Annotated in this window: 22 protein-coding genes and 1 pseudogene; 7 read left to right on the forward strand and 16 right to left on the reverse strand. The window is 67.6% G+C overall.

Going from position 1 to position 25,171, the window contains the following annotated elements; genetic code table 11:
• Positions 1-83 precede the first annotated feature (83 nt).
• From M7H19_RS15400 to M7H19_RS15425, 6 genes and pseudogenes are all read right to left on the reverse strand, one after another.
• Positions 84-1,151, reverse strand: a complete 1,068-nt coding sequence (locus M7H19_RS15400) for a Glu/Leu/Phe/Val dehydrogenase dimerization domain-containing protein (RefSeq protein WP_298182001.1) — start codon at positions 1,149-1,151, stop codon at positions 84-86.
• A 167-nt stretch (positions 1,152-1,318) separates the two neighbouring features.
• The gene (locus tag M7H19_RS15405; protein WP_298182003.1) at positions 1,319-1,981 is read right to left on the reverse strand and encodes an enoyl-CoA hydratase/isomerase family protein; all 663 of its coding nucleotides are present in this window, start codon (positions 1,979-1,981) and stop codon (positions 1,319-1,321) included.
• A gap of 85 nt (positions 1,982-2,066) precedes the next feature.
• Positions 2,067-2,297 (reverse strand): hypothetical protein, encoded by a 231-nt coding sequence (locus tag M7H19_RS15410; RefSeq protein ID WP_298182005.1) that lies wholly within the window; start codon positions 2,295-2,297, stop codon positions 2,067-2,069.
• 167 nt (positions 2,298-2,464) lie between these two features.
• Positions 2,465-2,581 (reverse strand): annotated as a pseudogene (locus tag M7H19_RS15415) (GNAT family N-acetyltransferase); the annotation flags it as partial.
• Positions 2,582-2,771: 190 nt separating this feature from the next.
• Positions 2,772-3,731, reverse strand: a complete 960-nt coding sequence (locus M7H19_RS15420) for an electron transfer flavoprotein subunit alpha/FixB family protein (RefSeq protein ID WP_298182006.1) — start codon at positions 3,729-3,731, stop codon at positions 2,772-2,774.
• 35 nt (positions 3,732-3,766) lie between these two features.
• Positions 3,767-4,552: an electron transfer flavoprotein subunit beta/FixA family protein gene (locus tag M7H19_RS15425; RefSeq protein ID WP_298182009.1), complete on the reverse strand. Its 786-nt coding sequence runs from the start codon at positions 4,550-4,552 to the stop codon at positions 3,767-3,769.
• Between the two features lie 226 nt (positions 4,553-4,778).
• Between M7H19_RS15425 and M7H19_RS15430 the strand changes: the two genes are divergently transcribed.
• The 3 genes from M7H19_RS15430 to M7H19_RS15440 all read left to right on the forward strand — a co-directional run bounded on the left by M7H19_RS15430 (position 4,779) and on the right by M7H19_RS15440 (position 8,196).
• A complete protein-coding gene (locus M7H19_RS15430) occupies positions 4,779-5,618 on the forward strand; it encodes a DegV family protein (RefSeq protein WP_298182011.1) in 840 nt (279 codons plus the stop codon).
• A 287-nt stretch (positions 5,619-5,905) separates the two neighbouring features.
• Positions 5,906-6,682: a class I SAM-dependent methyltransferase gene (locus tag M7H19_RS15435; RefSeq protein WP_298182013.1), complete on the forward strand. Its 777-nt coding sequence runs from the start codon at positions 5,906-5,908 to the stop codon at positions 6,680-6,682.
• A complete protein-coding gene (locus tag M7H19_RS15440; RefSeq protein WP_298182015.1) occupies positions 6,679-8,196 on the forward strand; it encodes a glycoside hydrolase family 57 protein in 1,518 nt (505 codons plus the stop codon). The genes M7H19_RS15435 and M7H19_RS15440 overlap by 4 nt, the downstream gene beginning before the upstream one ends.
• On the opposite strand, the gene M7H19_RS15445 is transcribed toward M7H19_RS15440, so the two are convergent.
• Positions 8,171-9,907 carry a sugar-binding domain-containing protein gene (locus M7H19_RS15445; RefSeq protein WP_298182017.1) on the reverse strand — a complete coding sequence of 579 codons (1,737 nt, stop codon included), beginning with the start codon at positions 9,905-9,907 and terminating at the stop codon, positions 8,171-8,173. The genes M7H19_RS15440 and M7H19_RS15445 overlap by 26 nt on opposite strands.
• 70 nt (positions 9,908-9,977) lie before the next feature.
• Here M7H19_RS15445 and M7H19_RS15450 point away from each other — a divergent pair, with 70 nt between their 5' ends.
• The gene (locus M7H19_RS15450; RefSeq protein WP_298182019.1) at positions 9,978-11,231 is read left to right on the forward strand and encodes a glycosyltransferase family 4 protein; all 1,254 of its coding nucleotides are present in this window, start codon (positions 9,978-9,980) and stop codon (positions 11,229-11,231) included.
• Positions 11,232-11,280: 49 nt separating this feature from the next.
• Here M7H19_RS15450 and M7H19_RS15455 read toward each other — a convergent pair whose 3' ends face one another.
• The 3 genes from M7H19_RS15455 to aceA form a co-directional block, all read right to left on the reverse strand.
• A complete protein-coding gene (locus tag M7H19_RS15455) occupies positions 11,281-11,676 on the reverse strand; it encodes a DUF5313 family protein (protein ID WP_298182020.1) in 396 nt (131 codons plus the stop codon).
• A gap of 311 nt (positions 11,677-11,987) precedes the next feature.
• Complete coding sequence (gene aceB, locus M7H19_RS15460; RefSeq protein WP_298182022.1) at positions 11,988-13,592, reverse strand: malate synthase A; 1,605 nt, start codon at positions 13,590-13,592, stop codon at positions 11,988-11,990.
• 35 nt (positions 13,593-13,627) lie between these two features.
• The gene (gene aceA / locus M7H19_RS15465) at positions 13,628-14,914 is read right to left on the reverse strand and encodes an isocitrate lyase (protein WP_298182025.1); all 1,287 of its coding nucleotides are present in this window, start codon (positions 14,912-14,914) and stop codon (positions 13,628-13,630) included.
• Between the two features lie 216 nt (positions 14,915-15,130).
• On the opposite strand from aceA, the gene M7H19_RS15470 reads away from it, so the two are divergent.
• Positions 15,131-16,558, forward strand: coding sequence for a short-chain fatty acyl-CoA regulator family protein (locus M7H19_RS15470; RefSeq protein ID WP_298182028.1), 1,428 nt, complete (start codon positions 15,131-15,133; stop codon positions 16,556-16,558).
• A gap of 66 nt (positions 16,559-16,624) precedes the next feature.
• On the opposite strand, the gene M7H19_RS15475 is transcribed toward M7H19_RS15470, so the two are convergent.
• Both M7H19_RS15475 and M7H19_RS15480 read right to left on the reverse strand, forming a co-directional pair.
• Positions 16,625-17,950 carry a M14 family zinc carboxypeptidase gene (locus tag M7H19_RS15475; protein ID WP_298182030.1) on the reverse strand — a complete coding sequence of 442 codons (1,326 nt, stop codon included), beginning with the start codon at positions 17,948-17,950 and terminating at the stop codon, positions 16,625-16,627.
• A gap of 273 nt (positions 17,951-18,223) precedes the next feature.
• Positions 18,224-18,982 carry an acyltransferase gene (locus tag M7H19_RS15480; protein WP_298182032.1) on the reverse strand — a complete coding sequence of 253 codons (759 nt, stop codon included), beginning with the start codon at positions 18,980-18,982 and terminating at the stop codon, positions 18,224-18,226.
• A gap of 48 nt (positions 18,983-19,030) precedes the next feature.
• Between M7H19_RS15480 and M7H19_RS15485 the strand changes: the two genes are divergently transcribed.
• Both M7H19_RS15485 and M7H19_RS15490 read left to right on the forward strand, forming a co-directional pair.
• On the forward strand, positions 19,031-19,993 hold the full coding sequence (locus M7H19_RS15485) for a nucleoside hydrolase (RefSeq protein ID WP_298182034.1): 963 nt from the start codon (positions 19,031-19,033) through the stop codon (positions 19,991-19,993).
• An 88-nt stretch (positions 19,994-20,081) separates the two neighbouring features.
• Positions 20,082-21,239 carry a C40 family peptidase gene (locus M7H19_RS15490; RefSeq protein WP_298182036.1) on the forward strand — a complete coding sequence of 386 codons (1,158 nt, stop codon included), beginning with the start codon at positions 20,082-20,084 and terminating at the stop codon, positions 21,237-21,239.
• A 19-nt stretch (positions 21,240-21,258) separates the two neighbouring features.
• On the opposite strand, the gene M7H19_RS15495 is transcribed toward M7H19_RS15490, so the two are convergent.
• From M7H19_RS15495 to M7H19_RS15510, 4 genes are all read right to left on the reverse strand, one after another.
• Complete coding sequence (locus tag M7H19_RS15495) at positions 21,259-22,458, reverse strand: class I SAM-dependent methyltransferase (RefSeq protein ID WP_298182038.1); 1,200 nt, start codon at positions 22,456-22,458, stop codon at positions 21,259-21,261.
• Complete coding sequence (locus M7H19_RS15500; RefSeq protein WP_298182040.1) at positions 22,459-23,436, reverse strand: class I SAM-dependent methyltransferase; 978 nt, start codon at positions 23,434-23,436, stop codon at positions 22,459-22,461.
• Between the two features lies 1 nt (position 23,437).
• The gene (locus M7H19_RS15505) at positions 23,438-24,217 is read right to left on the reverse strand and encodes an enoyl-CoA hydratase-related protein (protein WP_298182042.1); all 780 of its coding nucleotides are present in this window, start codon (positions 24,215-24,217) and stop codon (positions 23,438-23,440) included.
• Between the two features lie 86 nt (positions 24,218-24,303).
• Entirely contained in the window at positions 24,304-25,125 is an 822-nt protein-coding gene (locus tag M7H19_RS15510) for an ABC transporter ATP-binding protein (protein WP_298182044.1), read from the reverse strand.
• Positions 25,126-25,171: the final 46 nt, after the last annotated feature.

The following is a 25,171-nucleotide window of genomic DNA, read 5'->3' on the forward strand; positions in this document are numbered from 1 at the left end:
CGAGAAACGATCGAAGGGGCGTGCACCTGGACGGGCACGCCCCCTTCAGCGTCGAAAGCGCCGTTCTTCTTCAGAGGGTGGGATCAGCGGATCGTACGCAGCCTCGACACCTCGGCTATGCGCCGTTCCGCGAGCCGGTCGGCCGCGGTCGCCGGCGGCACGTCCTCCTCCTCGGCGAGGGCGAAAACCCGTTTCGTCACGTCGTACAGGCCGCTCACCTTACGACGGGCACGCTCGTAGTCGAATCCGTGCAACTCGTCGCTGACCTGGACGACCCCGCCGGAGTTGACCAGGTAGTCGGGGGCGTAGAGGATGCCGCGTTCGTCGAGCAGCTTCTCGACCCCGGCGTGCGCGAGCTGGTTGTTCGCCGAACCACAGACGATCTTGGCCCGCAGCGCGGCCACCGTGGTGTCGTCGAGCGCTCCACCCAGAGCGCACGGCGCGTAGATGTCGAGCTCGGAAGAGATCAGTTCGGCCGTGTCAGCCACTGCGGTCACCGAGGGGTGGGCCGCGCGCACCCGCTCGATCGCGGCCTCGGAGACGTCGGTGACGACGACCCCCGCGCCCGCCTCGACGAGGTGGCCCACGAGAATGTGACCGACCTTGCCGACGCCCGACACGCCGACGCGCTTGCCGCGCAGGTCGGGGCTTCCCCACAGGTGCTCGGCCGACGCGCGCATACCTTGGAAGACGCCGTAGGCGGTCAGGCCCGAGGGGTCTCCGGAACCACCGTCGTCCTGGGACCGTCCGGTGACGAAGGTCGTCTCCCTCGCGATCATGTCCATGTCCGCTACGTACGTGCCCACGTCGCAGGCGGTGATGTAGCGCCCGCCGAGCGACTCGACGAAGCGACCGTAAGCCCGCAGCAGTGGCTCCGACTTCAGCGTGTCGGGATCACCGATGATGACGGCCTTGCCCCCGCCCAGGTCGAGTCCGGCCAGCGCGCTCTTGTACGACATACCCTTTGACAGGGCCAGGACGTCGTTCAGGGCGTCCTGTTCCGACTCGTACGGATAGAAGCGGACTCCGCCGAGCGCGGGCCCCAAAGCGGTGGAGTGCACCGCGATGATCGCCTTGAGCCCGGATTGCGGGTCTTGGCAGTAGACCACCTGCTCGTGGCCGCCGTCGCGGCCGAATACACCCTCGGTCACGGTCGTGACTCCTTTGTCTTGCCGTTGGCGCGGCTTGTGGCGCGCGCACGCGGTGTTTTCATCGGTTGTGGACGGCGAAGGCCCGAAAGGTCGTTTCCGGTCGGTCACCGCCGCCTGCGAATCTAACCCACCCACCGCGCCGCCGGGAACGGCTGACGAAAGGTCTTTCAGGACTTCGGTGAACGCAGCGCTTCGACCGCCGAGGCGAACATGGTGGACTTGATGGCACCGAGGGTGCCCTTGTCCTTGCCCGCCAGTGCGCGGACCCGCTCGCACGCGGTCGACAGCACTTCGTCCTCCCCGACGGCGGCGTCCACGAGTCCGATCTCGACTGCCTTGTGTCCGCCGAAGCGCTGCCCGGTGGTCATCGAGGCGATCGCCGCGGCCGGCGTGAGCTTGCTTTGGATGAGCGCGGCCATACCCGGCGTGAACGGGATGTTGATATCGGCCTCGGGGAAGCAGAAGAAGCCGCGGTCGGCACGCATGACCCGGAAGTCGTGTGCCATCGCCAACATGGCGCCCGCACCGAACGCGTGACCGTTCACGGCGGCCACGGTGGGAACCGGCAGGGTGAGCACGCGGGCGAACAGCTCGTGCACGTCGGCCACGTAGCGCTCGGCCTGATCACCGTTGGCCATCAACCATTCCAGGTCGAGTCCGTTGGAGTAGAACTTGCCGCGCCCGATGGTCACCAAAGCGGCGGGGCCGTCGTGGTCACCGATGGTGTCCAGATGAGTGTGGGTCTTTTGCAACCACTCCGGGGAGAAACGGTTCTCCCCGTCTCCGAGATCCAGCACGAACACGGAATCCTGGTGGCTCAGCGTGGGCACGATCGTCCTTCTTTCTCGGAAAACAGCGCGACACAAGCACTGGTTACTCACGGGTAACCTATCCTGAGGCTAACAGAACACGTGCTCACCGCTGCTCGTGGAGAACCATCGCGGTACCCGGCGGCCGATTCCGCTCCCGCGACGATCCGAGAGCCGTCACGGGTCGGCGACACGGCCCGACCCCTGCGAAGACGGAGACCGTGCCGAGCTCGGAGGACACCGACGCCTGGGCCAATGCGGCCAACTCCCGCCGATCCGTGGCACGCCCGGACGCGATCTCGGGACACACCATCAGTTCGAGCGTCAACCCCCGCATCCGGACCGTCCGCCGTACCGAGGCCACCAACGCACCACATCCCCGAACGGAGCCGCGTGTGCCCCGCACGACCAACCGCACACCGCCGGCAACGCACGCGACACCAGCCGGACCACCCATCGTCGTGCACTGGCACGCGGCAGAGCCAGCATCGGCGCCACCATTACCTCGACGAGCGAGGACCGCAGGGCCGCCAGCGCGGAGAGGTCGAACTCGTTGTCGGAGTACAGCCCGCCCGCCTCGTTCGCCCCGGAGGGCGGAAGCATCCGGTAGGTGCCGACCAGTAGCTGTGACCGCGTCATGGTCATCGATGCTCGGACGGCGATACGACCGGCAGGAAGGATCTTCGCAACGTCCGTGCGTCCATCGCGTGAACTCCGCCCACACATACCCCTCGAACGACGAAGGGCCACCTCCGCCGCGGACGGCGAAGGTGGCCCTTGAAGTCGCAGGCTTCAAAGCCGGACGCCCGGCTCAACCCTTGCGCTTGGTGACCTCCTCGGTCAACTGCGGGGCGACGTCGAACAGGTCGCCCACCACACCGAAGTCGGCGATCTCGAAGATCGGAGCCTCGGGGTCCTTGTTGACCGCGACGATCGTCTTCGAGGTCTGCATACCCGCGCGGTGCTGGATCGCACCGGAGATGCCGAGCGCGATGTAGAGCTGCGGCGACACGGTCTTACCGGTCTGTCCGACCTGGAACTGGGCCGGGTAGTAGCCGGAGTCGACCGCCGCGCGAGAGGCGCCGACGGCCGCGCCGAGCGAGTCGGCCAGCTTCTCCACGACGTCGAACTTCTCGGCGGAGCCGACACCACGGCCACCCGAGACCACGATCGAGGCCTCGGTCAGCTCGGGACGGTCACCGGCGACGACCGGCTCGACACCCGTGATCTTGGCGGACTTGGCCGGGTCCACGGCGGGCAGCGAGACGGTCTCCTCGGCAGCCGCGCCCTCGGCCTGCTCCGCCTCGACAGCACCGGGCCGCACCGAGATCACCGGGATGCCGCGGGTGGCCTTCGCCTTCACGGAGAACGCGCCACCGAAGATCGACTGGTCGACGCTGCCGTCGGAGTTCACGCCCACGGCGTCGACGAGCCAGCCGGAACCGATGCGCACGGCCAGCCGCGCGGACACCTCCTTGCCCTCCGAACCGGCGGGGACGAGGACGGCAGCGGGCGAGGCCTGCTCCACGACGGCCGCCAACGCGTCGACCTTCGGCGTGACGAGGTAGGAGTCGGCGTCGTCGGACTCGGCCACGTACACCTTCGCGGCGCCGTAGGACGCCAGCGACTCCTTGGCCTTCGCCGCCGAGCCGGGCGCACCGACCACGACGGCCGACGGCTCGCCAAGCGCACGGGCGGCGGTCAGCAGCTCGTACGTGACCTTCTTGACCTCACCGTCGACGTGGTCGACGAGGACGAGTACTTCGCTCATGAGTTCTTTTCCTTGTCTGTCGTCGTTCGATGAAGTCAGATGATCTTCTGGGCCACCAGGTACTCGGCGACCTTCGCGCCACCGTCGCCTTCGTCGGTGATCTTCTCACCGGCGGTCCGCGGCGGCTTCGGAGCCGCTTCCAGCACGGTGGACCCGGCGTTGGCGAGGCCGAGCTCGCCCGCGTCGACACCGAGGTCGGCGACGGTCAGGGTCTCCACCGGCTTCTTCTTGGCGGCCATGATGCCCTTGAAAGAGGGGTAACGCGGCTCGTTGATCTTCTCGGTCACGCTGACCACGGCGGGCAGGTTGGCCTCGAGGTGGGTGATGCCGTCCTCGGTCTCCCGGTCGACCTTGATGGTGTCGCCCTCGACCGTCACCGCACGGGCGTGGGTGAGCTGCGGCATGCCGAGCAGCTCGGCCAGCACCGCGGGAACGGCACCTCCCCGGCCGTCGGAGGCCTCGTTACCGGCGATGACCAAGTCGACGCCCTCGACCTTGCGCACGGCCGCGGCCAACACCTTCGCGGTGGCCAGCAGGTCGGAGCCGTGCAGGATCTCGTCGGAGACGTGGATCGCCTTGTCGGCACCCATGGACAGCGCCTTGCGGATCGCGTCGGTGGCGCGGTCGGGGCCGACGCACAGGACGGTTACCTCGCCCTCACCGGCTTCCTTGATCTTGAGCGCCTCCTCGACGGCGCGCTCGTTGATCTCGTCGATCACCGCGTCGGCGGATTCACGGTCAAGAGTGTGGTCGTTCTCGTTGAGCTTTCGCTCCGAGTAGGTGTCTGGCACCTGCTTGACCAGAACAACGATGTTGGTCATGGGTCTCCTTCGGCGCACACGCAGGGCGTTACTGGCCGGTAGATTACGGCCTTTTCTCTACCGTACGCCCCCCGAGGTGACTACCTTCACCCGGATTCGGCATTTACCGGGACGATCGTTCCAGTACCCTGGTTGTGATGCTTCAAGTACACACCGAAACGGCTTGTGCGCCAAAAGTCGCAATCCACTGCTTCTAATGGGTGGATCAAGCGGTTAACCTGCCGACGTGCCAGTAGCAGTGATCACCGACTCGACAGCCTGCCTACCAGAGCAGTTGGCCGCTCAATGGGGGATTTCGGTCGTCCAACTCCAAATCCAGGCAAACGGCCGAATCGACGACGAATCCCGCTTCGAAAGGGCGGAACTGGTCGAAACCCTGCGCTCCGGGAATCCGGTCACCACGAGTCCACCCGACCCGGGAGCATTCTTTTGGACCTTCCAGGACGCGGTCAGCGCGGGCGCCGACGCCATCGTCAGCCTTCACATCTCCCGCCGCCTGTCGGCCACCGCGGACGCGGCGAGGGAAGCCGCGAAACAGGTGCGTGTTCCCGTCCACGTCGTCGACACCACCACCACCGGCATGAGTCTCGGATTCGCCGTGCTGTCGGCCGCACGCGCGGCCGCGGCGGGCGCCGGACCGCAACGCGTCCTGGAGATAGCGGGCCGTCGCTACCTCTCCAGTCAGGAATTCGTCTACGTCGACACGCTGGAATACCTGCGTCGGGGTGGCCGTATCGGCGCGGCCGCCGTCCTGCTCGGCAACGCGTTCTCCCTCAAGCCCCTACTGACCGTGCGCAACGGCGAGATAGCGCCGCTGACCAAGGTGCCCGGCAGCAAACGCGCGCTGGCCAGGCTCACCGACCTCGCGGTGCAGCACGCGGGTGAACGCCCGGTGGACATCGCCGTCGCCAGCGTGACGCCGTCCGCCCGAGAGATGGACATGGTGCAGCAACTGCGCAACCGCATTCCCGAGTTGAACGACATCATGCTCGTGAACATCGGCACGGTGCTCACTGCGCACGTGGGCCCCGGCACGCTCGGCATCACCGTCGCCCCGGTCCCGTAGCTCGCCACGACACGGATTTCGAAGCGACACCGGTCCCGTTCGGGCATGACGTGGCGATCCGGTGCTGCGTCCTCGGTGTCCTCGGTGTCCTCGGTGTCTCTGTGCCCTCTGCGCCCTCTGTGTCCTCGGCCCCTCTGCCATGTCGATGGCCGTGGAGGTGGACTTCGGGCATTCCGACTGACACGCTGCTGCCGAGAACGAGGCCCACTCGCCTCACCGGTCCACGAGTTCGTCGGTCAAGGTAGTTTCCCTGTACGGAAACGCCGAGCAGCCAGGAGAAAGCACGAGTGTCACTCACAGCCGAGGACAGAGCCACCGCCCTGCACCTCACCGGCGAACGCACGGTTCCGGGGGTTCCCGAGGAGAACTACTGGTTCCGCAGGCACGAGGCCGCCTATCACGCGCTGGTGCCGTTCTGTCGGGACGCAGTGGTGCTGGAGGCGGGTTGCGGCGAAGGCTACGGTGCCGCACTCGTGGCCGAGCACGCGTCGCGGGTCGTGGCACTCGACTACGACGAGCCCACCACGACGCACGTGGCGGAACGCTACCCCACTGTGGACGTGGTGCACGGCAACCTGGCGTTTCTGCCCGTGCGAACCGGATTGATCGACGTGGTCGCCAACCTGCAGGTGATCGAGCACCTGTGGGACCAGGCGGGTTTCCTCGCCGAATGTCGCCGGGTGTTGCGGCCCGGTGGCCGGTTGTTCGTCACCACACCCAACCGGCTGACGTTCACCCCGGATTCCGACACCCCGCTCAACCCGTACCACACCAGAGAACTTTCCCCGTCCGAATTGGACCAGTTGTTGCGCGAGGCGGGATTCACCGTGGAGAGCCTGCGTGGGCTCCGGCACGGCCCCGCTCTGACCGAATTGGACCGACGCCACGGTGGCTCGATCATCCAGGCCCAGCTCGACGTCGTGCTGGGCAGCCTCCCGGGACAGGCGACGTGGCCGCGGGCTCTGCTCGCCGATGTGGAGTCGATCACCGCCGAGGACTTCGAACTCCACGACGATGCCCTCGACGACACCCTCGATCTCGTCGCCGTGGCGGTGCGCTCGTGAACGACACCGAAGGCACCTTCTGTCTGGTCCTGCACAGCCACCTGCCGTGGCTGCCCCACCACGGGAACTGGCCGGTCGGCGAAGAATGGCTCTACCAGGCGTGGGCCCACTCCTACGTGCCCGTGATGGACCTGCTGCGCCGGTTCGCCGACGAAGGGCGCCACGACGTCCTCACCCTGGGCGTCACCCCGGTGCTGGCAGCCCAGCTCGACGACCCGTACGCGCTGCGATCATTCTCCGAATGGCTCGGCCACTGGACGCTGCGAGCGCAACAGGCGGCTTCGCTGTGGCGCGGACACGACCTGCTCTCCGAACTCGCAGCAGCCGAGTACCGCTCGGCGCACCGCGTACTCGCCGAAGCGGAATCCCACTGGCGGCACGGATTCTCCCCACTGCTTCGGTCCTTGGTGGACTCGCAGGTGATCGAACTGCTCGGTGGCCCGGCCACCCACCCGTTCCAACCGTTGCTCGACCAACGGGTGCGAGCGTTCGCGCTGCACACCGGACTGGACGACACCGCACTGCGGACCGGGCACCGGCCCGAGGGCATCTGGGCACCCGAATGCGGTTACGCGCCGGGCATGGAGGACGGCTACGCCGCGGCCGGTGTGCGCCGATTCCTCGTCGACGGGCCGTCCCTGCACGGCGACACCGCCTCGGCCCGCACCGTCGGTTCGACCGACGTCGTATGCTTCGGGCGCGACCTGGAGGTGACCTACCGGGTGTGGTCCCCCAAGGCCGGTTACCCGGGACACAGCGCCTATCGCGACTTCCACACGTGGGACCACGAAGTGGGGATCAAGCCGTCGCGGGTGACCGGTAAGCACATCGCTCCCCAGGACAAGGCCCCGTACGACCCGGCGCTCGCGGCCGACGCGCTCCGCCGGCACGTGGACGACTTCGTCGAAACGGTGGTGCAGCGACTACGTCAGCTGCGGGAACGACACGGGCGCCCCTCCCTGGTGGTGGCCGCCTACGACACCGAGCTCTTCGGCCACTGGTGGTACGAGGGCCCACAGTGGCTGGAAGCCGTGCTGCGGGCCCTGCCCGAGGCGGGCGTTCGGGTGACCACGTTGCGGGGCGCGTTGGAGGCCGGTCACCTCGGTGGCCCCGTGGAGGTGCCCGCCTCCTCGTGGGGTTCGGGCAAGGACTGGCGAGTGTGGGACGGCGAACAGGTCGCCGACATGGTGGAGGCCAACGCCGCGCTCCAACAGCGGTTACTGGCGCTGCCCGGCGACGGCCCGGTCCGGAACCCCGTGGCCGACCAGGCCGTCACCGAGGCACTGCTGGCCCTGTCCAGCGACTGGGCGTTCATGGTGACGAAGAACTCGGCCGCCGACTACGCCCGCAGGCGGGCGCGTGAACACACCGAACGCTTCGACCGCCTCTCGGACGCGCTGCGCACCGGCCGACCCGACGCACGCGCGCTCGCCGAGAGTTACCGCGCCGCGTCCCTGCCCTTCGGGCACCTGGACGCGCGAGGGCTGTTCAGGCCCGTGAGCCCGCGGCGATGACGGCGCGGTTGCGTTCGGCCACCACCGGCACCGTCACCTTCACGACCCTGCGGTCATAGGTGAGCAGCCCGTTGACCTCGTTCTCCACATCCGCGAGTTGGGTGTAGACGGCTCCGGACAGGCGATCGCGGGCCAGGGACTCCAGTTCCTCGCTGAGCTCCACGTACCGTTCGGTGAGGCGGTCGCGGTCGGCCACCATCTCGTACGCCACCGGCTCACCGGGCCAGACGTGCCCGTCCACGACCAGCCCCACGCCACCGAACTCGCCGTCGACGACGGCCCTGGAATCGGTCACCTCCGGCCGCCCCGGCCCCACGTAGGTGTGGTCGTCGTAGACATCGCCCGCCCCCGAATCGGGCTGGGAATGGCAGCAGTTGACCCCGCTGGCCGCGATGACGAGCCGGGTCGGGTCGGCGGCCTTGACCTCCTCGGTGATGCGGGCGGTGTCGTATTCGCCCCACCCCTCGTTGAACACCACCCACAGCACGAGTGACGGGACATTGCGCAGCTGGGCGAGCAGTTCGTGAAGCTCGGCCTCGAAGCGCCGCCTCGCCGCAGCCACCGGCGAAGGCTGCGGGCCGGGAGGGTTGTCGAGCACCACGGGCAGCGACGGCATGTCCTGCCACACCAGCAGGCCCAACCGGTCGGCCCAGTGGTACCAGCGCATCGGCTCCACTTTGACGTGTTTGCGCACGCTGTTGAAGCCGAGCGCCTTGGTGCGTTCCAGGTCGAACCGCAGCGCCTCGTCGGTGGGCGCGGTGTAGATGCCGTCCGGCCAGTAGCCCTGGTCCAAGGGCGCGTGGAGGAACACCGGCTCGTCGTTGAGGAAGATACGTGGAGGACCTTCACCGGCCTCCCTGGGCCGGACCGCGATCGTGCGCAGAGCCGCGTAGCTCGCCACCTCGTCGAGTACCGTCCCGTCGCCGTCGAGCAGGCGCACCGTGACGTCGTAGAGATGCGGATCGTCCGGGCTCCACAGACGTGGCTCGGGCACGTCGAGGCGCAACGGTTCCCCCGGCTCACCGCGCGCGTGAGCCACCTGCTCGCTCGCGGTGGAAAGTGACACGTCGACGGTGTGGCCGTCGACCGCACCGGCCACGCGGACGGTGAGATCGAGGCCACGGAGATCGGGCACGATGTCGAGGTCGGCGACATACACGGTGGGCACGGCCTCCAGCCACACGGTCTGCCAGATCCCCGAGCAACCGGTGTACAGGATGCCGCCGGGCCGGTTCGCCTGTTTGCCGACAGGGAACGTGCCACGGTTGCCCTCGTCCTCGGCCCGCACCAGGATCTCCTGCTCGGCGTCGGAGCGCAGCACGTCGGTGATGTCCACGGAAAACGCCGTGTAGCCACCCTCGTGCCGGGCGAGCAGCTGGTGGTTCACCCACACCGTCGCGACCTGGTCGACGGCACCGAAGTGCAGCAACACCCGTCCGCCACGCCAATCGGCGGGGATCTCGACGGTGCGCCGATACCACATCGTCTCGTCCCGGCGGCCGATGCCCGACAGCCGCGATTCCGGCGGATACGGCACGAGGATGCGCTCGCCGCGATGAGTGGTTCCGTCGTCGTCGCGGCCCACGTACTCCCAGAGCCCGTTCAGGGTGCACCAGCGTGGACGCACCAACTGCGGCCGAGGGTGTTCGGGTAGAGCGTTGTCCGGACTCACCTGGTAGGTCCACGGCGTGGACATCGATTGTGCGCTCATCGCCCCCGATGCTGGCACAGAAGTAGGACGGGCCGCCGCTACTCAAGCGACCGATGAGTAACCTCGCCCTATGCGCGTGCTGATGCTGTCCTGGGAATACCCGCCGGTGGTGGTCGGAGGTCTCGCCCGGCACGTCCACGCGCTAGCGAGGCACCTCGTGCACGCCGGGCACGAGGTGGTGGTGCTGTGCCGGCACGCCGCGGGCACGGACGCCGAGACACACCCCACCACCGACGAGGTGGTCGACGGGGTGCGTCTGATCAGGGTCGCCGAGGACCCCATGCACGTGACCTTCGAGCGAGATCTCGTGGCCTGGACGCTCGCCATGGGGCACGCGATGATCCGCGCGGGCATCCGGTTGTTCCGTACCTGGCGCCCCGACGTGGTGCACGCGCACGACTGGCTCGTGACCCACGCGGCCATCGCGTTGGCCGAGTCGGCCCAGGTGCCCTTGGTCGGCACCATTCACGCCACCGAGGCGGGAAGGCATTCGGGCTGGCTGTCACACCCGCTCAACCAGCAGATCCACTCCGCGGAGTGGTGGCTGGCCAACCGTGTGGACGCCCTCATCACCTGCTCGGAAGCCATGCGCCGCGAGGTGGTGCATCTGTTCGAGGTGCCGAACGAGGACATCACCGTGATCCACAACGGCATCGAGGAACAAAGCTGGTGCGTGGCCGACGAGCAGGTCGCCCACGCCCGCGCCACGCACAGCCCCGACAGCACTCCGCTGCTGCTGTACTTCGGCAGGCTGGAGTGGGAGAAAGGCGTGCAGGACCTGCTCGACGCCTTGCCCGAGATCCGCCGCAGGCATCCGGGCACCCGGCTGGTGGTGGCGGGAACCGGCAGGCATCGGGACGAGCTGGTCGCGCAGACGGCCAGGTTGTCCCTGGACGATGCCGTGGATTTCGTGGGCCATTTGTCCGATGCCGGCTTGCGTGCGGTGCTCTCGGCCGCCGACGCGGTGGTATTGCCCAGTCGGTACGAACCGTTCGGCATCGTGGCCCTCGAAGCGGCCGCCGCCCAGGCTCCGCTGGTGGCGTCCACGGCCGGTGGCCTCGGGGAACTGGTGATCAACGGCGAAACAGGACTGTCGTTTGCCCCCGGCGACGTCGACGGCATCGTCCGCACGGTGGACGCGGTGCTCGCCGACGCCGAGGCGGCGGAACGCCGCGCGCACGCCGCCCGCTCCCGGCTGGCGACCGACTTCGATTGGGGCCGCATCGCCCAGCAGACCGCACAGGTCTATCGACGGGCCAAGGCGTCCCCTCCGCAGGAGTTCGGCCGCCCCAAGATCGCGACAGGGAACGCCTTCGAACCGTGAGCCACGCGGCCACACGTCACCGACGCGGCCCCGTGGGATCTCGGCTCGACTACTCCGCGCTACCGCGATACAAGGTGTTGTATCGCTCCCGCATCGCGGCATCGGTCTCGGCGCGCGCCGCTGCGCGGATCTGCCGCGCGGTTCCATACGGGTAGCCGTGTTTGGCTATGCGGTGCTCGCAGTTCTCGTCGGCGTAGGCGAACGAATAGAAGTAACCGACCAGCACCGCCAAAAGACACAGCATCAGCCGCAGGACGAGCGGACCCGGCAGGAGCAACCACACCGCCGCCAACGGGCCGACGAGCACCGTGCTGCGAGCGGCGTGCCGCCACAGGTAATGCTTGCTGGTGACGTCGTGCAGTACCCATTCCCGGTACTCGTCGGGGAGAGCTCCCCCGGCGGCGTACCACAACCACTGGATCGGATTCGGTCGTCGACGGGCCATATGCCCCACCCTAACCGGCGACAAGATCTCCCCCGTCAGTGCGAGCATTGTGGAGATCACCATCACCGGGAGACCTTGTCTCGGGCGTGTCAGGCACGGTGTCGCGCGGCCCCGGCCCGATCGTCACCCGATCGCCACAGGCACTGGCGAACACCGGCTCCGCCTCCCGTTTTATGGAACCATCGAATTACGAAGACGCACTCGTCGTCCGTCGCTCAAGCTTCGATCGGTGGAGGCCACCGCCTCACAAGCGGTGGCCTCCACCGATCTTTCCCCGTGACCTCCTCCGACTTTGTCCGGCAGCCGGGCGGTCAGCTCGGTGTCGTCAGGTACCGCGCATAGGCACCCGTGGTGAAAAAGCTCGGCAGTTTCTCCGACAACGCCGTCTCGACGAAGATCTCGCGTGCCTCGGCGAGCCGATTATCCGGCCCGAGATCGGCGTGCACGTCGACGAGTTCGGCGTCCAACCAGTCCGTCACCCGCTCCCGCGTGACGGCGGTTCCGTCGTCCAGCTTCGTACCGTTGCGGATCCACTGCCACACCTGGCAGCGGGCGATCTCCGCCGTGGCGGCGTCCTCCATGAGGTTGAAGATCGCCGCGGCGCCCGTGCCCCGCAGCCACGCGTTGATGTAGCGCAGTGCGACGTTGATGTTCGACCGCACGCCCTGCTCGGTGACCTCGCCGCCCGCGCTCGCCACGTCGAGCAGGTCCTCGGCGGACACGACGACGTCCTCGCGCAGCTTGCCGAGCTGGTTCGGCCACCCGCCGAGCACCGCGTCGAACACCTCCCGGCAGACCGGGACCAGGCCGGGGTGGGCGACCCACGATCCGTCGAAGCCGTCACCGGCCTCGCGTTCCTTGTCCTGCCGGACCTTCTCCAGCGCGGTGGCGTTGACCTCCGGGTCGCGGCTCGGGATGAACGCCGCCATCCCACCGATGGCATACGCCCCACGCTTGTGGCACGTCCTCACCAGCAGCTCGGTGTAGGCCCGCATGAACGGCACCGTCATCGTGACCTGGTCCCGGTCCGGCAGCACGAAGTCCGCGCCGTGCGAGGCGAAGGTCTTGATGATGCTGAAGATGTAGTCCCAGCGACCCGCGTTCAGCCCCGCGGCGTGTTCCCGCAACTCGTACAGGATCTCGTCCATCTCGAACGCCGCGGTGATCGTCTCGATCAACACGGTCGTCCGGATGCTGCCCCGTGGGATGCCGAGTTCCTCCTGCGCGAACAGGAACACGTCGTTCCACAGCCGCGCCTCGAGATGGCTCTCCAGCTTCGGCAGGTAGAAGTACGGACCGCTGCCCCGAGCCAGAAGCTGTCGCGCGTTGTGGAAGAAGTACAGGCCGAAGTCGACGAGACTGGCCGACACGGGACGACCGTCGATCCGGATGTGCTTCTCCACCAGGTGCCAGCCCCTGGGCCTGGCGACGATCGTGGCCGGCTCGTCGCCGATCACGTATCGCTTGCCCCGGTCGGTGAAGTCGATGTTGCGCCGGATCGCGTCGTACAGGTTGAGCTGCCCCGACACGATGTTGTGCCACGTCGGTGACGTCGCGTCCTCGAAATCGGCGAGCCACACCTTCGCGCCGGAGTTCAACGCGTTGACCGTCATCTTGCGATCGGTCGGGCCGGTGATCTCCACCCTGCGGTCCTCGAGACCGGGTGCGGGCGGAGCCACCTGCCACGACTCGTCGTTGCGAATCCGCCGGGTCTCGGGGAGGAACCCCAACGTCTCCTCCCCCGAGGCCAACCGTTCCCTGCGCCGACGGCGTGCGTCGAGCAGTTCCCGGCGGCGGCCCGCGAAGGCGTTGTCCAGCTTCGCGACGAACTCCAGCGCGGCCGGAGTGAGGATCTCGTCGTAACGCTCGTGTGTGGGACCGGCGACCTGCAGCCGGCCGTTCATCGTGTCAGCCATGTCTCGTCCCCTTCGAGCCGATGCAGCGGTTCGGCCTAGAACTGCGCTTCTTCGGTGGAACCGGTCAGCGCCGTGGTGGAGCTCTCCGGGTTCAGGGCGGTGCTCACCAGGTCGAACCAGCCCGTGCCCACCTCACGCTGGTGCTTGGTGGCGGTGTAGCCGCGCTCCTCGGCCGCGAACTCGCGCTCCTGCAGGTCGACGTAGGCGGTCATGCCGTCGGAGGCGTAGCCCTTGGCGAGGTCGAACATCGAGTAGTTCAGGGCGTGGAAGCCCGCCAGCGTGATGAACTGGAACTTGTAGCCCATGTGGCCGAGTTCGCGCTGGAACTTCGCGATGGTCGCGTCGTCCAGGTGCTTCTTCCAGTTGAACGACGGCGAGCAGTTGTAGGCCAGCATCTGGTTCGGGTACTTGTCCTTGATCGCCTCGGCGAACTGGCGCGCCACGTCGAGGTCCGGCTCCGAGGTCTCCATCCACAGCAGATCGGCGTACTCGGCGTAGGCCAGGCCGCGCTCGATGCACGGCTCGATGCCGTTGCGGACCCGGTAGAAGCCCTCCGAGGTGCGCTCACCGGTGAGGAACTTCTGGTCCCGCTCGTCCACATCGCTCATCAGCAGTGTGGCCGCCTGGGCGTCGGTGCGGGCGACGATCAGCGACGGGACGTTCAACACGTCCGAGGCCAACCGCGCGGCGTTCAACGTGCGTTCGTGCTGCTTGGTGGGGATGAGCACCTTGCCGCCGAGGTGACCGCACTTCTTCTCGGAGGCGAGCTGATCCTCCCAGTGCACGCCCGCGGCACCCGCGGCGATCATGCCCTTCATCAGCTCGAACGCGTTGAGCGGGCCGCCGAAGCCGGCTTCGGCGTCGGCGACGATCGGCGCGAACCAGTCGATGTCGGTGTTGCCCTCGGCCCAGGTGATCTGGTCGGCGCGCATCAACGCGTTGTTGATGCGGCGCACCACGGCCGGAACGGAGTTCGCCGGGTAGAGGCTCTGGTCCGGGTAGGTCTGGCCGGCCAGGTTGGCGTCGGCGGCGACCTGCCAACCCGACAGGTAGATGGCCTTCAGTCCGGCGCGGACCTGCTGGACGGCCTGGTTACCCGTCAGCGCGCCCAAAGCGTGGACGTAGTCCTCGGTGTGGAGCAGATCCCACAGCTTCTCGGCGCCGCGCCGGGCGAGAGTGTGCTCCTCGACCACACTGCCCCGCAGCTTGATGACGTCCGTCGCGGAGTAGGACCGCTTCACGTCACGCCAGCGGGGGTTGGTCTTCCACTCCTGCTCCAGGGCGGCCGCTTCCTGTTCAAAGCTCTTCTGGGTCTCCGCCATCGTGCTCTCTCCAACTTTGCGAACGTTGCGATCACTCGCCTGTTAACGAGGACCATGGCATGCGCAGCGGAAACGGCGCCAGATCTCCAACTTGCCAAGTTGTGCGAATTTTTCGTAGCATTCTGCGAACGTTGCGAACACCGATGTTCACAACACGTGGATTCCGGGTTCTTGACCGTTCCCGGAAAGGAAGTCCTTCACGAGGGATTCGATTCAGTGGACAAGACTTTCGCCGGCGCACGGCTGCGCCATCTGAGGGAAAGCCGCTCGATGACCCAGGCGGAGCTGGCACGACTGCTCGAAATCTCGCCGAGCTACCTCAACCAGATCGAGCACAACACCCGTCCGCTGACCGTGCCGGTACTGCTTCGCATCACCGAGGCGTTCGGTGTGGACGCCGAGTTCTTCGCTGACAACGACACCTCTCGACTCGTCGCCGACGTCAGGGAGGCACTGCTGGACGAGGCGGTCAACGCCGACATCTCGCCCGGAGAGATCAACGACCTGGCGAAGAACCTGCCGTCGGTGGCGCAGGCTCTGGTCAAACTGCACCGCAACTACCGCAACGCCGTCGAGACCACCGCGGCACTCGTCACCGAGGACGGTCGCGGCACCCATGGCAGCCCCGCCGCACCCCTACCTCACGAGGAGGTTCGGGACTTCTTCTACGAACGCGAAAACTACGTCGCCGAACTCGACGAACGCGCCGAGAAGATGTACCAGGAACTGGGCCTGCGCCGCGACGAGATCCGAAACGGCCTCCGAGACCGCCTGTCCGAACACTACGGCGTCACCGTCACCACCGAAGGACTCGACCTCACCGCGGGCGAACAGCACCGTTACGAACCGAACGCGAAGGTACTGCGCCTGGCACCGACGCTGCGCATCGGACAGCAGGCGTTCCGGATGGCCTCACAGATCGCGCTGTTGGAGTACGACGACCTGATCACCGAACTGGCCGACTCGTGGGCCTTCTCCGGCCCGGCGGCACGTTCGTTGGCGCGAGTGGGTTTGGCGAACTACTTCGCGGGCGCGCTCATCCTGCCCTACCGGGCCTTCCACAGCGCCGCCGAACGGTTCCGCTACGACATCGAGCTGCTGTGCGACCACTTCGGCGTCGGATTCGAGACGGTCTGCCATCGACTCTCCACACTGCAACGCCCCAAGATGCGTGGCATCCCGTTCTCGTTCGTGCGGGTCGATCGCGCGGGCAACATGTCGAAGCGCCAGTCCGCCGCGGGATTCCACTTCTCGCGCGTGGGCGGCGCTTGCCCATTATGGATCATCTATGAGGCGTTCACCCGGCCCGGCAAGGTGCTCCCCCAGGTCGTGACGCTACCGGACGGCAAGAGCTACTTCTGGATCGCGCGCACCGTCTCCCGCAACATCGGTGGATACGGCAGCCCGGGCAAGATGTTCTCGGTGGGGCTGGGCTGCGAACTGCGACACGCCCACCGGCTGGTCTACTCCGCGGGACTGAACCTCGACGACAAGTCCGCCGCCACCCCCATCGGCATGGGCTGCAAGGTGTGCGAACGGCCGGCCTGCCCTCAGCGGGCGTTCCCGACGATCGGCAAACAACTGACCGTGGACGAGAACACCAGCACATTCGTCCCGTATCCCGCCGTGCCGAAGACCGAGTGACACCGCCCGGGGTGGGACCTCACCCCCATCGACGGAAAGGTCCCACCCCGAAACGGCTCGGCTCACCTAGTCGTGTGAGGCCACCGTTGGGACCTCGGCGTCACTGCCGATGCTCGGCCCCCGGGGCGGGATCGCGTCGTAGGCGGCCGGGTCGAGCTGGTTCACCCTCCCGCTGGCCACCGCGGAGAGCATCCCGTCGAGGCCGATGTAGACAGCACGGGTCAACACCGCGCGGTACTGCTGGCCGAGCGTCTGAGTCTGCCCGCGCACCTCGAACAACACCGTGCCACTCCCGTTGAGCGCGAAGCTCCCGAGCCCGGTCCCCGGCAGGTTGGTGTCCTGGGGGTACAACGTGACGTTGCCGAACAACGGCCGGTTGTTCGCCGCACCCTGCAACGCGTTGTAGACCGCGACGTTGAGCCGCTTGGAATAGTCCAGGTCGTAGTCCGCGGCGTACTGCTCGTACCCGGGCATGGTGGCCGGGTCGTCGACGAACTTACCGGAGATCGACAGCGTGACGAACTCGTCCGGATCGTCCGGCATCACGTAACACGCGCCCTGATGGTGCAGGTCGACGTAGGTGTCCACCTCGCCGAACTCGGCCTGCAATCCGCGATAGACATCGCGCACCGTCCGGCTCTCCGGCGTGATGTACCAGCCGGTCGAGTCGGAATCGCCGGGGAAGTCCTCGGCGCGCGGCACGTAGTTCAGGTCCGGGTGGTAGTCCCGGTTGACGTCGAATCCGGGCCGCTTCGAGTAGTCGTCGCCCTGTCGGGGCCCGGTGTAGTAGTTCCAGGCGGGCTCGCTCCCGCGCAGCTGCGGGAACCTGGCCGTCACTTCCTCCCAGGTCATGTCGTTGCCGCGCCGGTCCAGCTCAGCGCCGTCGGGGTTCATCTTCGGGATCGCGACGATGGTCAACTCGTCGAGCCACCGCTGCGCCTTCGCCGAGTCGCTGGTGGCCAGCCAGTCCAACAGGTCGAGAATGGCGTCGGTGCCGGTCTTCTCGTTGCCGTGGATCTCGCTGGTGATCAGCACCGCCTTGGGACCCGTGCCCACCCGCGCGCTCCAGATCTCGCGTCCGCGGTTGCTCATGCCGACCTGCTGAACGTCCACTCGGCCCTCGCTGATCCGCTCGATGCGGTCCAGTTCGATACCGAGCTCGCGGTGGTCGGTGAATTCGTTGATCGGCAGGTCACGTGGCTGGTCACTGCATTCCCGGTCCGCGGCGACGAATGCGTCGTCGGTGGGTTGGGGCCGGTCGAGCTGAGCCGAGTAGGCGGGTAGTTCGGAGAGGTCGGTCGAGTCGGCGATGGCCGGGGAAGCGGTCGCGATCAACGCGAACGCTCCGACTCCGACCACGGCCGCCCGCACAGGGCGTCTGTTTGCTACCACGAGCGACTCCGAAAGAACAGGGACCACTCCTCGCGTGGAGTGATCACGACGTCACGGACGAAAGTTAGTTGTAGCAACGAACGTCCCCGCCGAAAAGGGCCGGCAAGGGCAGGCGTCGGGTTTGCCTGTTTCACAGCGACGCTCGACTACGCCCACGTTCGACGTGCTCGTGCCACCTTTCACGCTGCGGACACGGCGACACAATCTGCGGACACAGCTGCACAGCCTGCGGACACGGTGACACAGGCTGCGGACACGGAGTACGGGTGGGCGTTAAGTGGCTTCGCCGAGGGTCTTCTTCAACGCCTTGTTGGCCTTACGAGCCATGTCCTTGACGGCTTCGCGGCGTTCGGCGTCGGCCTCGTAGTCGGCCTTGCGATCACGCACCACGCGCGCCGGTGAGCCGACCGCGATGCCGTAGTCGGGGATGTCGCCACGCACGACGGCGTGGGCTCCCAGCACACAGCCCCGGCCCACACGGGTTCCCCGCAGCACCGACACCTTGGTACCGATCCACGTGTCGGGACCGATCCGCACCGGTGACTTCACGATGCCCTGGTCCTTGATGGGCAGAGTGATGTCCGAGGTCACGTGGTCGAAATCGCAGATGTAGACCCAGTCGGCGACGAGTGTGGCCGAGCCGATCTCGATGTCGAGGTAGCCGTTGATCACGTTCTGCCGGCCGAACACCACTTTGTCGCCGATACGCAGCGAGCCCTCGTGGCAGCGGATGGCGTTACCGTCGCCGATGTGCACCCAGCGCCCGATCTCCATCCGACCATATCCGGGACGACAGTGGATCTCCACGTCCCGGCCGAGGAACACCATCCCCCGCAGGATGATGTGCGGGTTGGCGATTCGGAACTTGAGCAGTCGCCAGTAACGCACCAGGTACCACGGTGTGAAGGCACGGTTTCGCCACACCCAGCGCAGTGAGTCGATCGTGAGAAACCGCGCCTGACGGGGGTCGCGTCGAGCTCGACGCCACGCCTGCACCCGCGACAACACGGGAGAACCCCACATCGATGTCATGGGGTGACCGTAACGTGTGTACCGCGAGCACGAACGAGGGAGTGACGAGTGGGCACCAAGCTGATCATCGACACCGACCCGGGAGTGGACGACGCCTTCGCCATCGCGTTGGCGGCACTGTCCGAGGACGTCGACCTGCTGGGAGTGACGACGGTGTTCGGCAACGTACCGATCGAGGTGACCACCCGGAACGCGCGCCGGATATTGGCACTATGCAAACGTGGTGACGTGCCGGTGGCGGAGGGTGCCGCCCGCCCGCTCGTGCACCCCCATCTGCGCAGGGCGGAGTACGTACACGGCGTCGATGGCCTGTCGGGCCGTTCGGCGGCACTGCCCGAGGCGGAACGGCCCGTCGAACCGGGCGGCGCGGTGTGGCTGCTGTCCCGATTGCTGGAAAGCTCCACCGAACCGGTGACGATCGCGCCGATCGGACCGCTCACGAACATCGCCACGTTCCTGGCGGCCCGCCCGGATCTGCACCACAGGATCGACAGAGTCGTGATCATGGGTGGTGCGCTGACGCACGGCAATTCCAGCGCCGCGGCCGAGTTCAACATCTGGAGCGACCCGGAGGCCGCGCACCGGGTGCTCACGGGCGGGGAGGTGCCGCGCGTGCTGGTACCCATGGACCTCACCTATCGCTGTGCGGTGGACAGCGAGTGGCTCGACGAGCTCGCGGCCTCGGGGCCCCTCGGGGCGGCGCTGACCGCGCTGACACCCGACTACCTTGCCCACTACCGCAAGGCACTCGAGTGGGACGGCATGGTGCTGCACGACGCGGTGGCGGTCGCGGAGGCCATCCGTCCCGGAACACTGCGCACCGAGTCGCTGCCCGTGTCGGTGGAGACGTCGTTCGGTCCCGCCCGCGGCGCGACGGTGGTGGATCAGCGTCGCCCCGAAATACGGGCGGACACCGAGGTACCCGACGGAACCACATCGGTGGATGTGGCCGTGGACGCCGATCTGGACGCTCTTCGCGCGTTCCTCCTGGAACGGCTCACCCTGCGCTGATCACTACACCCGGACGGGCAAGGAATCCGTTCGCCCCGACGCGGGATGTCCTCACGCACCGTGGCCTCTCAGTGCTTATCCTGTGCTCATGAGAGCTGGCGGCGGACCGCGGACCCGAAGGCTGTTGCTCGCGGTGATGTCGGCGGTGGTCGCCGTGAGCGTGTTCGTCGTGGCTCTGCGCTTCACCTCGCGAGATGCCGAGAGCACAGCGGCCCCGCCCCCGAACGCGGATCGCAGTGCGGTCACGTCGTCGGAGCTCTCCACGCCACCTCCCACGTCGACGAGTGCCGCACCACCGGCCTCGTCGGTGCCCTCCACCTCCGAACTGCGTTTCGAGGAATGGGTGGACGACGTAGCCGACTGGCTCGACATCCCCCGCCGAGCGATGTACGCCTATGCCACCGCAACGGTGACTCTGGGTGATGAGCAGCCCGACTGTCATCTGTCGTGGGTGACGCTGGCCGGGGTCGGCCGCACCACCACCGACCACGGCCGGGTGAACGACGGCACGGTGTCCGAGGACGGGACCATGTCCGAGCCCATCGACACGGTGGAGGTCCGCGACTTCGCCGGTGACCTGGTGTCCGCGCCCGGCGCGGCCGGACCGCTCCAGCTCTCCCCGGAGGTCTGGGAAAGTTTCCAGGCGAGCCCCACAGGCGGGACTCCGGACATCCAGAACATCGACGACGCGGCACTGACGGCGGGCAGGGCGATGTGCGCCGATGGTCGGGACCTCTCCGACGGTGACGGCTGGTTGGACGGCGTGTCGGTGCTGCAGGACGAACCGCTGTTCCTGCACCGGGTGCTGGCCACCGCCAACATCTACGGCACCGTGGGAGAAAGCCGCAGCAAGCCGAACACCGCCGCGTTGCAGGCCGTCATGTTCGCCGTCGACAAGATCGGCCTGCCGTACGTGTGGGGCGGCAACGGCGAGGAGGCCGGCCACGACGGCTTCGACTGCTCGGGACTGACCACGGCGGCGTACGGCAGTGCCGGGATCTCGCTGATGCGCACGGCGCACACGCAGTACCACAGTGTTCCGTTGGTGCCCGCCGACGAGGAACTTCAACTCGGGGATCTCGTGTTCTTCGGCGATCCCGCGACCAAGATCCACCACGTGGGCATCTACATCGGCAACCGGCAGATGATCGACGCGCCGACCTTCGGTCAGGCCGTGCAGGTGCACAACTACCGCAAGCCGGGTGACAACTACGCGGGCGCGGGCAGGCCGACGGCGGAGCAGTAGGTCCGCCCTCGCCTGCCGCTCAGCCCGACTCCCCGTCGCGCTCCGCCGGTGTCCGCTCCGCGCGACACACGAACGCCGTGGGGGTACGACCGATGCGGGTGAGCACCACACTCGCCTCGTTCGTCCCCCGTGGTTTGAGCCTGCGACGCAGCGCGTCCGGGTCGACGTCGAGGCCGCGCACGAGGATCTCCAGCCGGCCCACGTCGTGTCGTCGCAGTGCCGCTCGCAGCGTCTTCTCGCTGTAGCGGCCCGATTCCAGTACCCGAAACGCCCGCACTCCCGGTGGCGGCGTGTCGCCGGTGAGGTAGGCGATGCGCGGATCGAGCTGCCACAGTCCGTGCCGGGCGGCGTAGTGGCGGACGAGCCCGGCCCGCACCACGGCGCCGTCCGGGTCGATGATCCACTGCCCGGCCTCGCCCACGGGGATGTCGTCGGATTCGGCGTCGGTGATCGACCACGCCTCACCGGCGGAGTTCAGCACGGTGGCCCGGCGAGACGCGGTGGCCAGTCCTTCGCTGTACAGGCTCGCCTCACGCACGCGGCCGTCCAACGAGATGATCTCCACTTCGCGCGCCCAGGGAGCGACCTGCGGGTCGAGGCCCGGTGAGCATTTCACCGCCAGCTCGCGCCCCGCGTACACCGAGGCGAGGTCGTCGAGCGCGGGCACGAAGTCCTCCGGCCGCCAACGCCGCCGTCCCGACGCGTCCCGGCGCGCGGGATCGGCGACCACCACGGCGTCCCGTGTCACCGGGCGCAGCGCGTCCGCCCGTACGAGCGCGGGCCGCACCTCGGACACCGCACAGTTGTGTGCGGCCATCGCTAGCCGTACCGGGTCCATATCGGACCCCACACAGCAGCGTGTCGTGCGGGCCAGCTCCACGAGGTCGGCTCCCACCGAACACGTCACGTCGTGCACATCGCGTCCCGACAGTCGCCTCGCCCGATACGCGGCCACGACCGACGCGCTCGCCTGCTGCAAAGCCTCGTCGGTGAACAGCCACCGACAGCCACCGGCCACTTTGTCACCGGCTCTGCGGCGAAGCAGGAGCGTCTCCAGCACCGCGGGCGCGTACCGGGCACCGACCACACGGCGTGCGGCGGCCACGTCGGACAGCCTGCTCGCCTCCGTGAGATCGAGCCCGGAACACGCCTCCAACGCCGCACCGCCCTCCCGCGAACGCAGGAACGCGACATCGTCGAGCGAGAAGGCGTACGACACCTACAGTTCCGTGGGCGCGGCCGGTTTCGTGCCGGTGATCATCACGTTGTAGAACAGCTCCCTGGGCAGCACCTTGGACAACACCTTGCGGTCCAGGGCCGACAGCCGCAGCCAGGTGTGGTAGGCGAACAACCGCCACCGCAACGTCAGCTTCTCCTGCGGAACGGCGGCCTCGAACGTCCGCACGGGCCACCCCACCAAAGCGGCACTGAACTCGTCCGTCACCGCCCGCACGTCCACCGCCCCGGCACCGAGCGCCATCCGCTCCAATTCGGACGGATCGAACGTGTGCAGGTCAACCACCGCCTCCAGAGCCGCGGCCCGGGACGACTCGTCGAGTTCCTGCTGCGGGCGCCTCCACTCGCGCAACGGTGCCAACTTGGTGAGGTTCGTGGTCAGCCACCAGGTGAGCCTGCCGAGCCTGCGAGCGTAAAAGTCACCGATCTTGGTCGGTTCGCCCGCGAAGACGAACCGACCACCGGGCTTGAGTACCCGCAGCACCTCGCGGAACGCCGCCCGCACGTCGGGAATGTGGTGCAGGACGGCGTGCCCGACCACCAGGTCGAAACTGTTGTCGTCGTACGGGATGCGCTCGGCATCGGCCACGCGGCCGTCCACGTCGAGCCCGAGGTTCTCCGCGTTGCGCAACGCGACCTGCACCATGCCCGGTGACAGGTCGGTCACCGACCCCTTCTCGATGACCCCGCCCTGCATGAGGTTCAGCAGGAAGAACCCGGTACCACTGCCCAGTTCCATGGCGTGGCCGTAAGGCTGTCCCTGCGTACCCGCGACGGCGTTGAAGACATCGGTGGCGTACGAGATGCAGCGCTCGTCGTAGGAGATCGACCACTTCTCGTCGTAGGTGCCCGCTTCCCAGTCGTGGTAGAGCACGTTGGCGAGTTTGGGGTCGTGGTAGGCCGCCTGCACCTCGTCGGCGGTGGCGTGCGGGTTCGGCGCTGGATCGGACACCCGGGTCACGTCACTTCCCCTCGAAGGTGGCCTTGCCCGGCCCGTTCTCGATGAACGATTCCATGCCGCGCTTCTGGTCCTCGGTCGCCCACAGGGCGGTGAACAGCTGGGTCTCCAGCTTCAAACCGTTGCGCAGGTCCATGTCGAGACCACCGTCGATGGCGGTCTTCGCCGCCCGCAGCGCCACGGCCGGGCCGTTCACGAACTGCGAAGCCCAACGGTGGGCGGCGGCGTACACGTCGTCGGGTGCCACGACCTCGTCGACCAGGCCGATGGCCAGCGCCTCCTCGGCCTTGACGAACCGGCCGGTGAACACGATGTCCTTGGCCTTGCTGGGGCCCACCAGCCTGCTCAAACGCTGCGTACCGCCCGCGCCGGGGATGATGCCGAGCTGGATCTCCGGCTGGCCCACCTTGACGTTGTCGCCCGCCACCCTGCGGTCGGCGGTCAGCGCCAATTCCAGGCCACCACCCAGCGCATAACCGGTGATCGCGGCGACCGTGGGCTTCGGCAGCTCCGCGATCAGAGTCAGCGACTCGGACAGAGCCGTACCGAACCGTTGCATCTCGACGTAGGACTTGGCGGCCATCTCCTTGATGTCGGCGCCGCCCGCGAAGGTCTTCTCCCCGCCGTAGAGGATGACGGCCCGCACGTCGTCACGCTCGGTGGCTTCCTTCGCGGCCTCGGCCAACTCCGCCTGCACCTGGTTGTTCAGAGCGTTCACCGGCGGCCGGTCCAGCCGGATGGTGCCAACACCCGCGTCGACCTCGAGACGCACGAACTCGCCCACGCCTTCCTCCTTCGTTGCCGCGATCGCGAGCCGACCGCGTCGGCCCGCTTCCCACTCTTCCGCAGGCTACCCGTCGGTAAAAGAGGTTATCGACGTCGGGCGAAGTAGCGGTCCCCCGAACGTTGCAACATCAACTCCTGCCCGAATGCCTGCGACAGGTTCTCACTGGTCAGAACATCGTCCATGAGACCGGCCGCCACCGCCCGGCCCTCCGAGAGCAGCAGCGCGTGGGTGAACCCCGGTGGGATCTCCTCCACATGGTGGGTGACCAGCACCATCGCGGGCGCGTCGGCGTCGTATGCCAGGTCCGACAACCTGGCCACCAGGTCCTCGCGACCACCGAGGTCGAGCCCGGCCGCGGGCTCGTCCAACAACAGCAACTCGGGGTCGGTCATCAGCGAACGCGCGATCAGCGTCCGCTTGCGTTCTCCCTCGGAGAGGGTGCCGTAGCTGCGGTCGGCGAGGTGTCCGATGCCCAACGCCGCCAACAGTTCCTCGGCTCGATCGGTGTCGAGTTCGTCGTAGGTCTCACGCCAACGGCCCAGCACCGCGTACCCGGCGCTGACCACCACGTCCCGCACCTTCTCCTCGGCCGGGACCCGGCCGTTGACCGCGGCCGAGGTGAACCCGATCCTGGTGCGCAGTTCGAACACGTCCACCCGGCCGAGCCGCTCGCCCAGCACGTGCACGACGCCCGTCGTGGGGTGCAGTTCAGCGGCGGCGAGTTTGAGCAACGTGGTCTTGCCCGCGCCGTTCGGGCCGAGCACCACCCACCGTTCGTCCAGCTCCACCGACCAATCGAGGTCGGCGAGCAGGTTGTTCTTCCCCCTCCTGACCCCCACACCGGACATGTGGATCACGAGATCAGCGAGGTTCTCCGGGACCGCCACGTCATTCACGTGGGTCATTGTCACCGACCGACGGAAGAAGACGTGCATGGCCCCGCGTTCGACG

This window comes from Saccharomonospora sp. (genome assembly GCF_027317685.1).
Classification (GTDB): domain Bacteria; phylum Actinomycetota; class Actinomycetes; order Mycobacteriales; family Pseudonocardiaceae; genus Saccharomonospora.

Bases quoted from the DNA above. Each gene is read 5' to 3' on its own strand.
- M7H19_RS15420 (WP_298182006.1), bottom strand. From the start codon at position 3,731: ATGAGCGAAGTACTCGTCCTCGTCGACCACGTCGACGGTGAGGTCAAG.
- M7H19_RS15510 (WP_298182044.1), bottom strand. From the start codon at position 25,125: ATGACCCACGTGAATGACGTGGCGGTCCCGGAGAACCTCGCTGATCTC.
- M7H19_RS15425 (WP_298182009.1), bottom strand. From the start codon at position 4,552: ATGACCAACATCGTTGTTCTGGTCAAGCAGGTGCCAGACACCTACTCG.
- aceA (WP_298182025.1), bottom strand. From the start codon at position 14,914: ATGGCGGAGACCCAGAAGAGCTTTGAACAGGAAGCGGCCGCCCTGGAG.
- M7H19_RS15480 (WP_298182032.1), bottom strand. From the start codon at position 18,982: ATGACATCGATGTGGGGTTCTCCCGTGTTGTCGCGGGTGCAGGCGTGG.
- aceB (WP_298182022.1), bottom strand. From the start codon at position 13,592: ATGGCTGACACGATGAACGGCCGGCTGCAGGTCGCCGGTCCCACACAC.
- M7H19_RS15450 (WP_298182019.1), top strand. From the start codon at position 9,978: ATGCGCGTGCTGATGCTGTCCTGGGAATACCCGCCGGTGGTGGTCGGA.
- M7H19_RS15445 (WP_298182017.1), bottom strand. From the start codon at position 9,907: ATGAGCGCACAATCGATGTCCACGCCGTGGACCTACCAGGTGAGTCCG.
- M7H19_RS15455 (WP_298182020.1), bottom strand. From the start codon at position 11,676: ATGGCCCGTCGACGACCGAATCCGATCCAGTGGTTGTGGTACGCCGCC.
- M7H19_RS15490 (WP_298182036.1), top strand. From the start codon at position 20,082: ATGAGAGCTGGCGGCGGACCGCGGACCCGAAGGCTGTTGCTCGCGGTG.
- M7H19_RS15410 (WP_298182005.1), bottom strand. From the start codon at position 2,297: ATGCGGGGGTTGACGCTCGAACTGATGGTGTGTCCCGAGATCGCGTCC.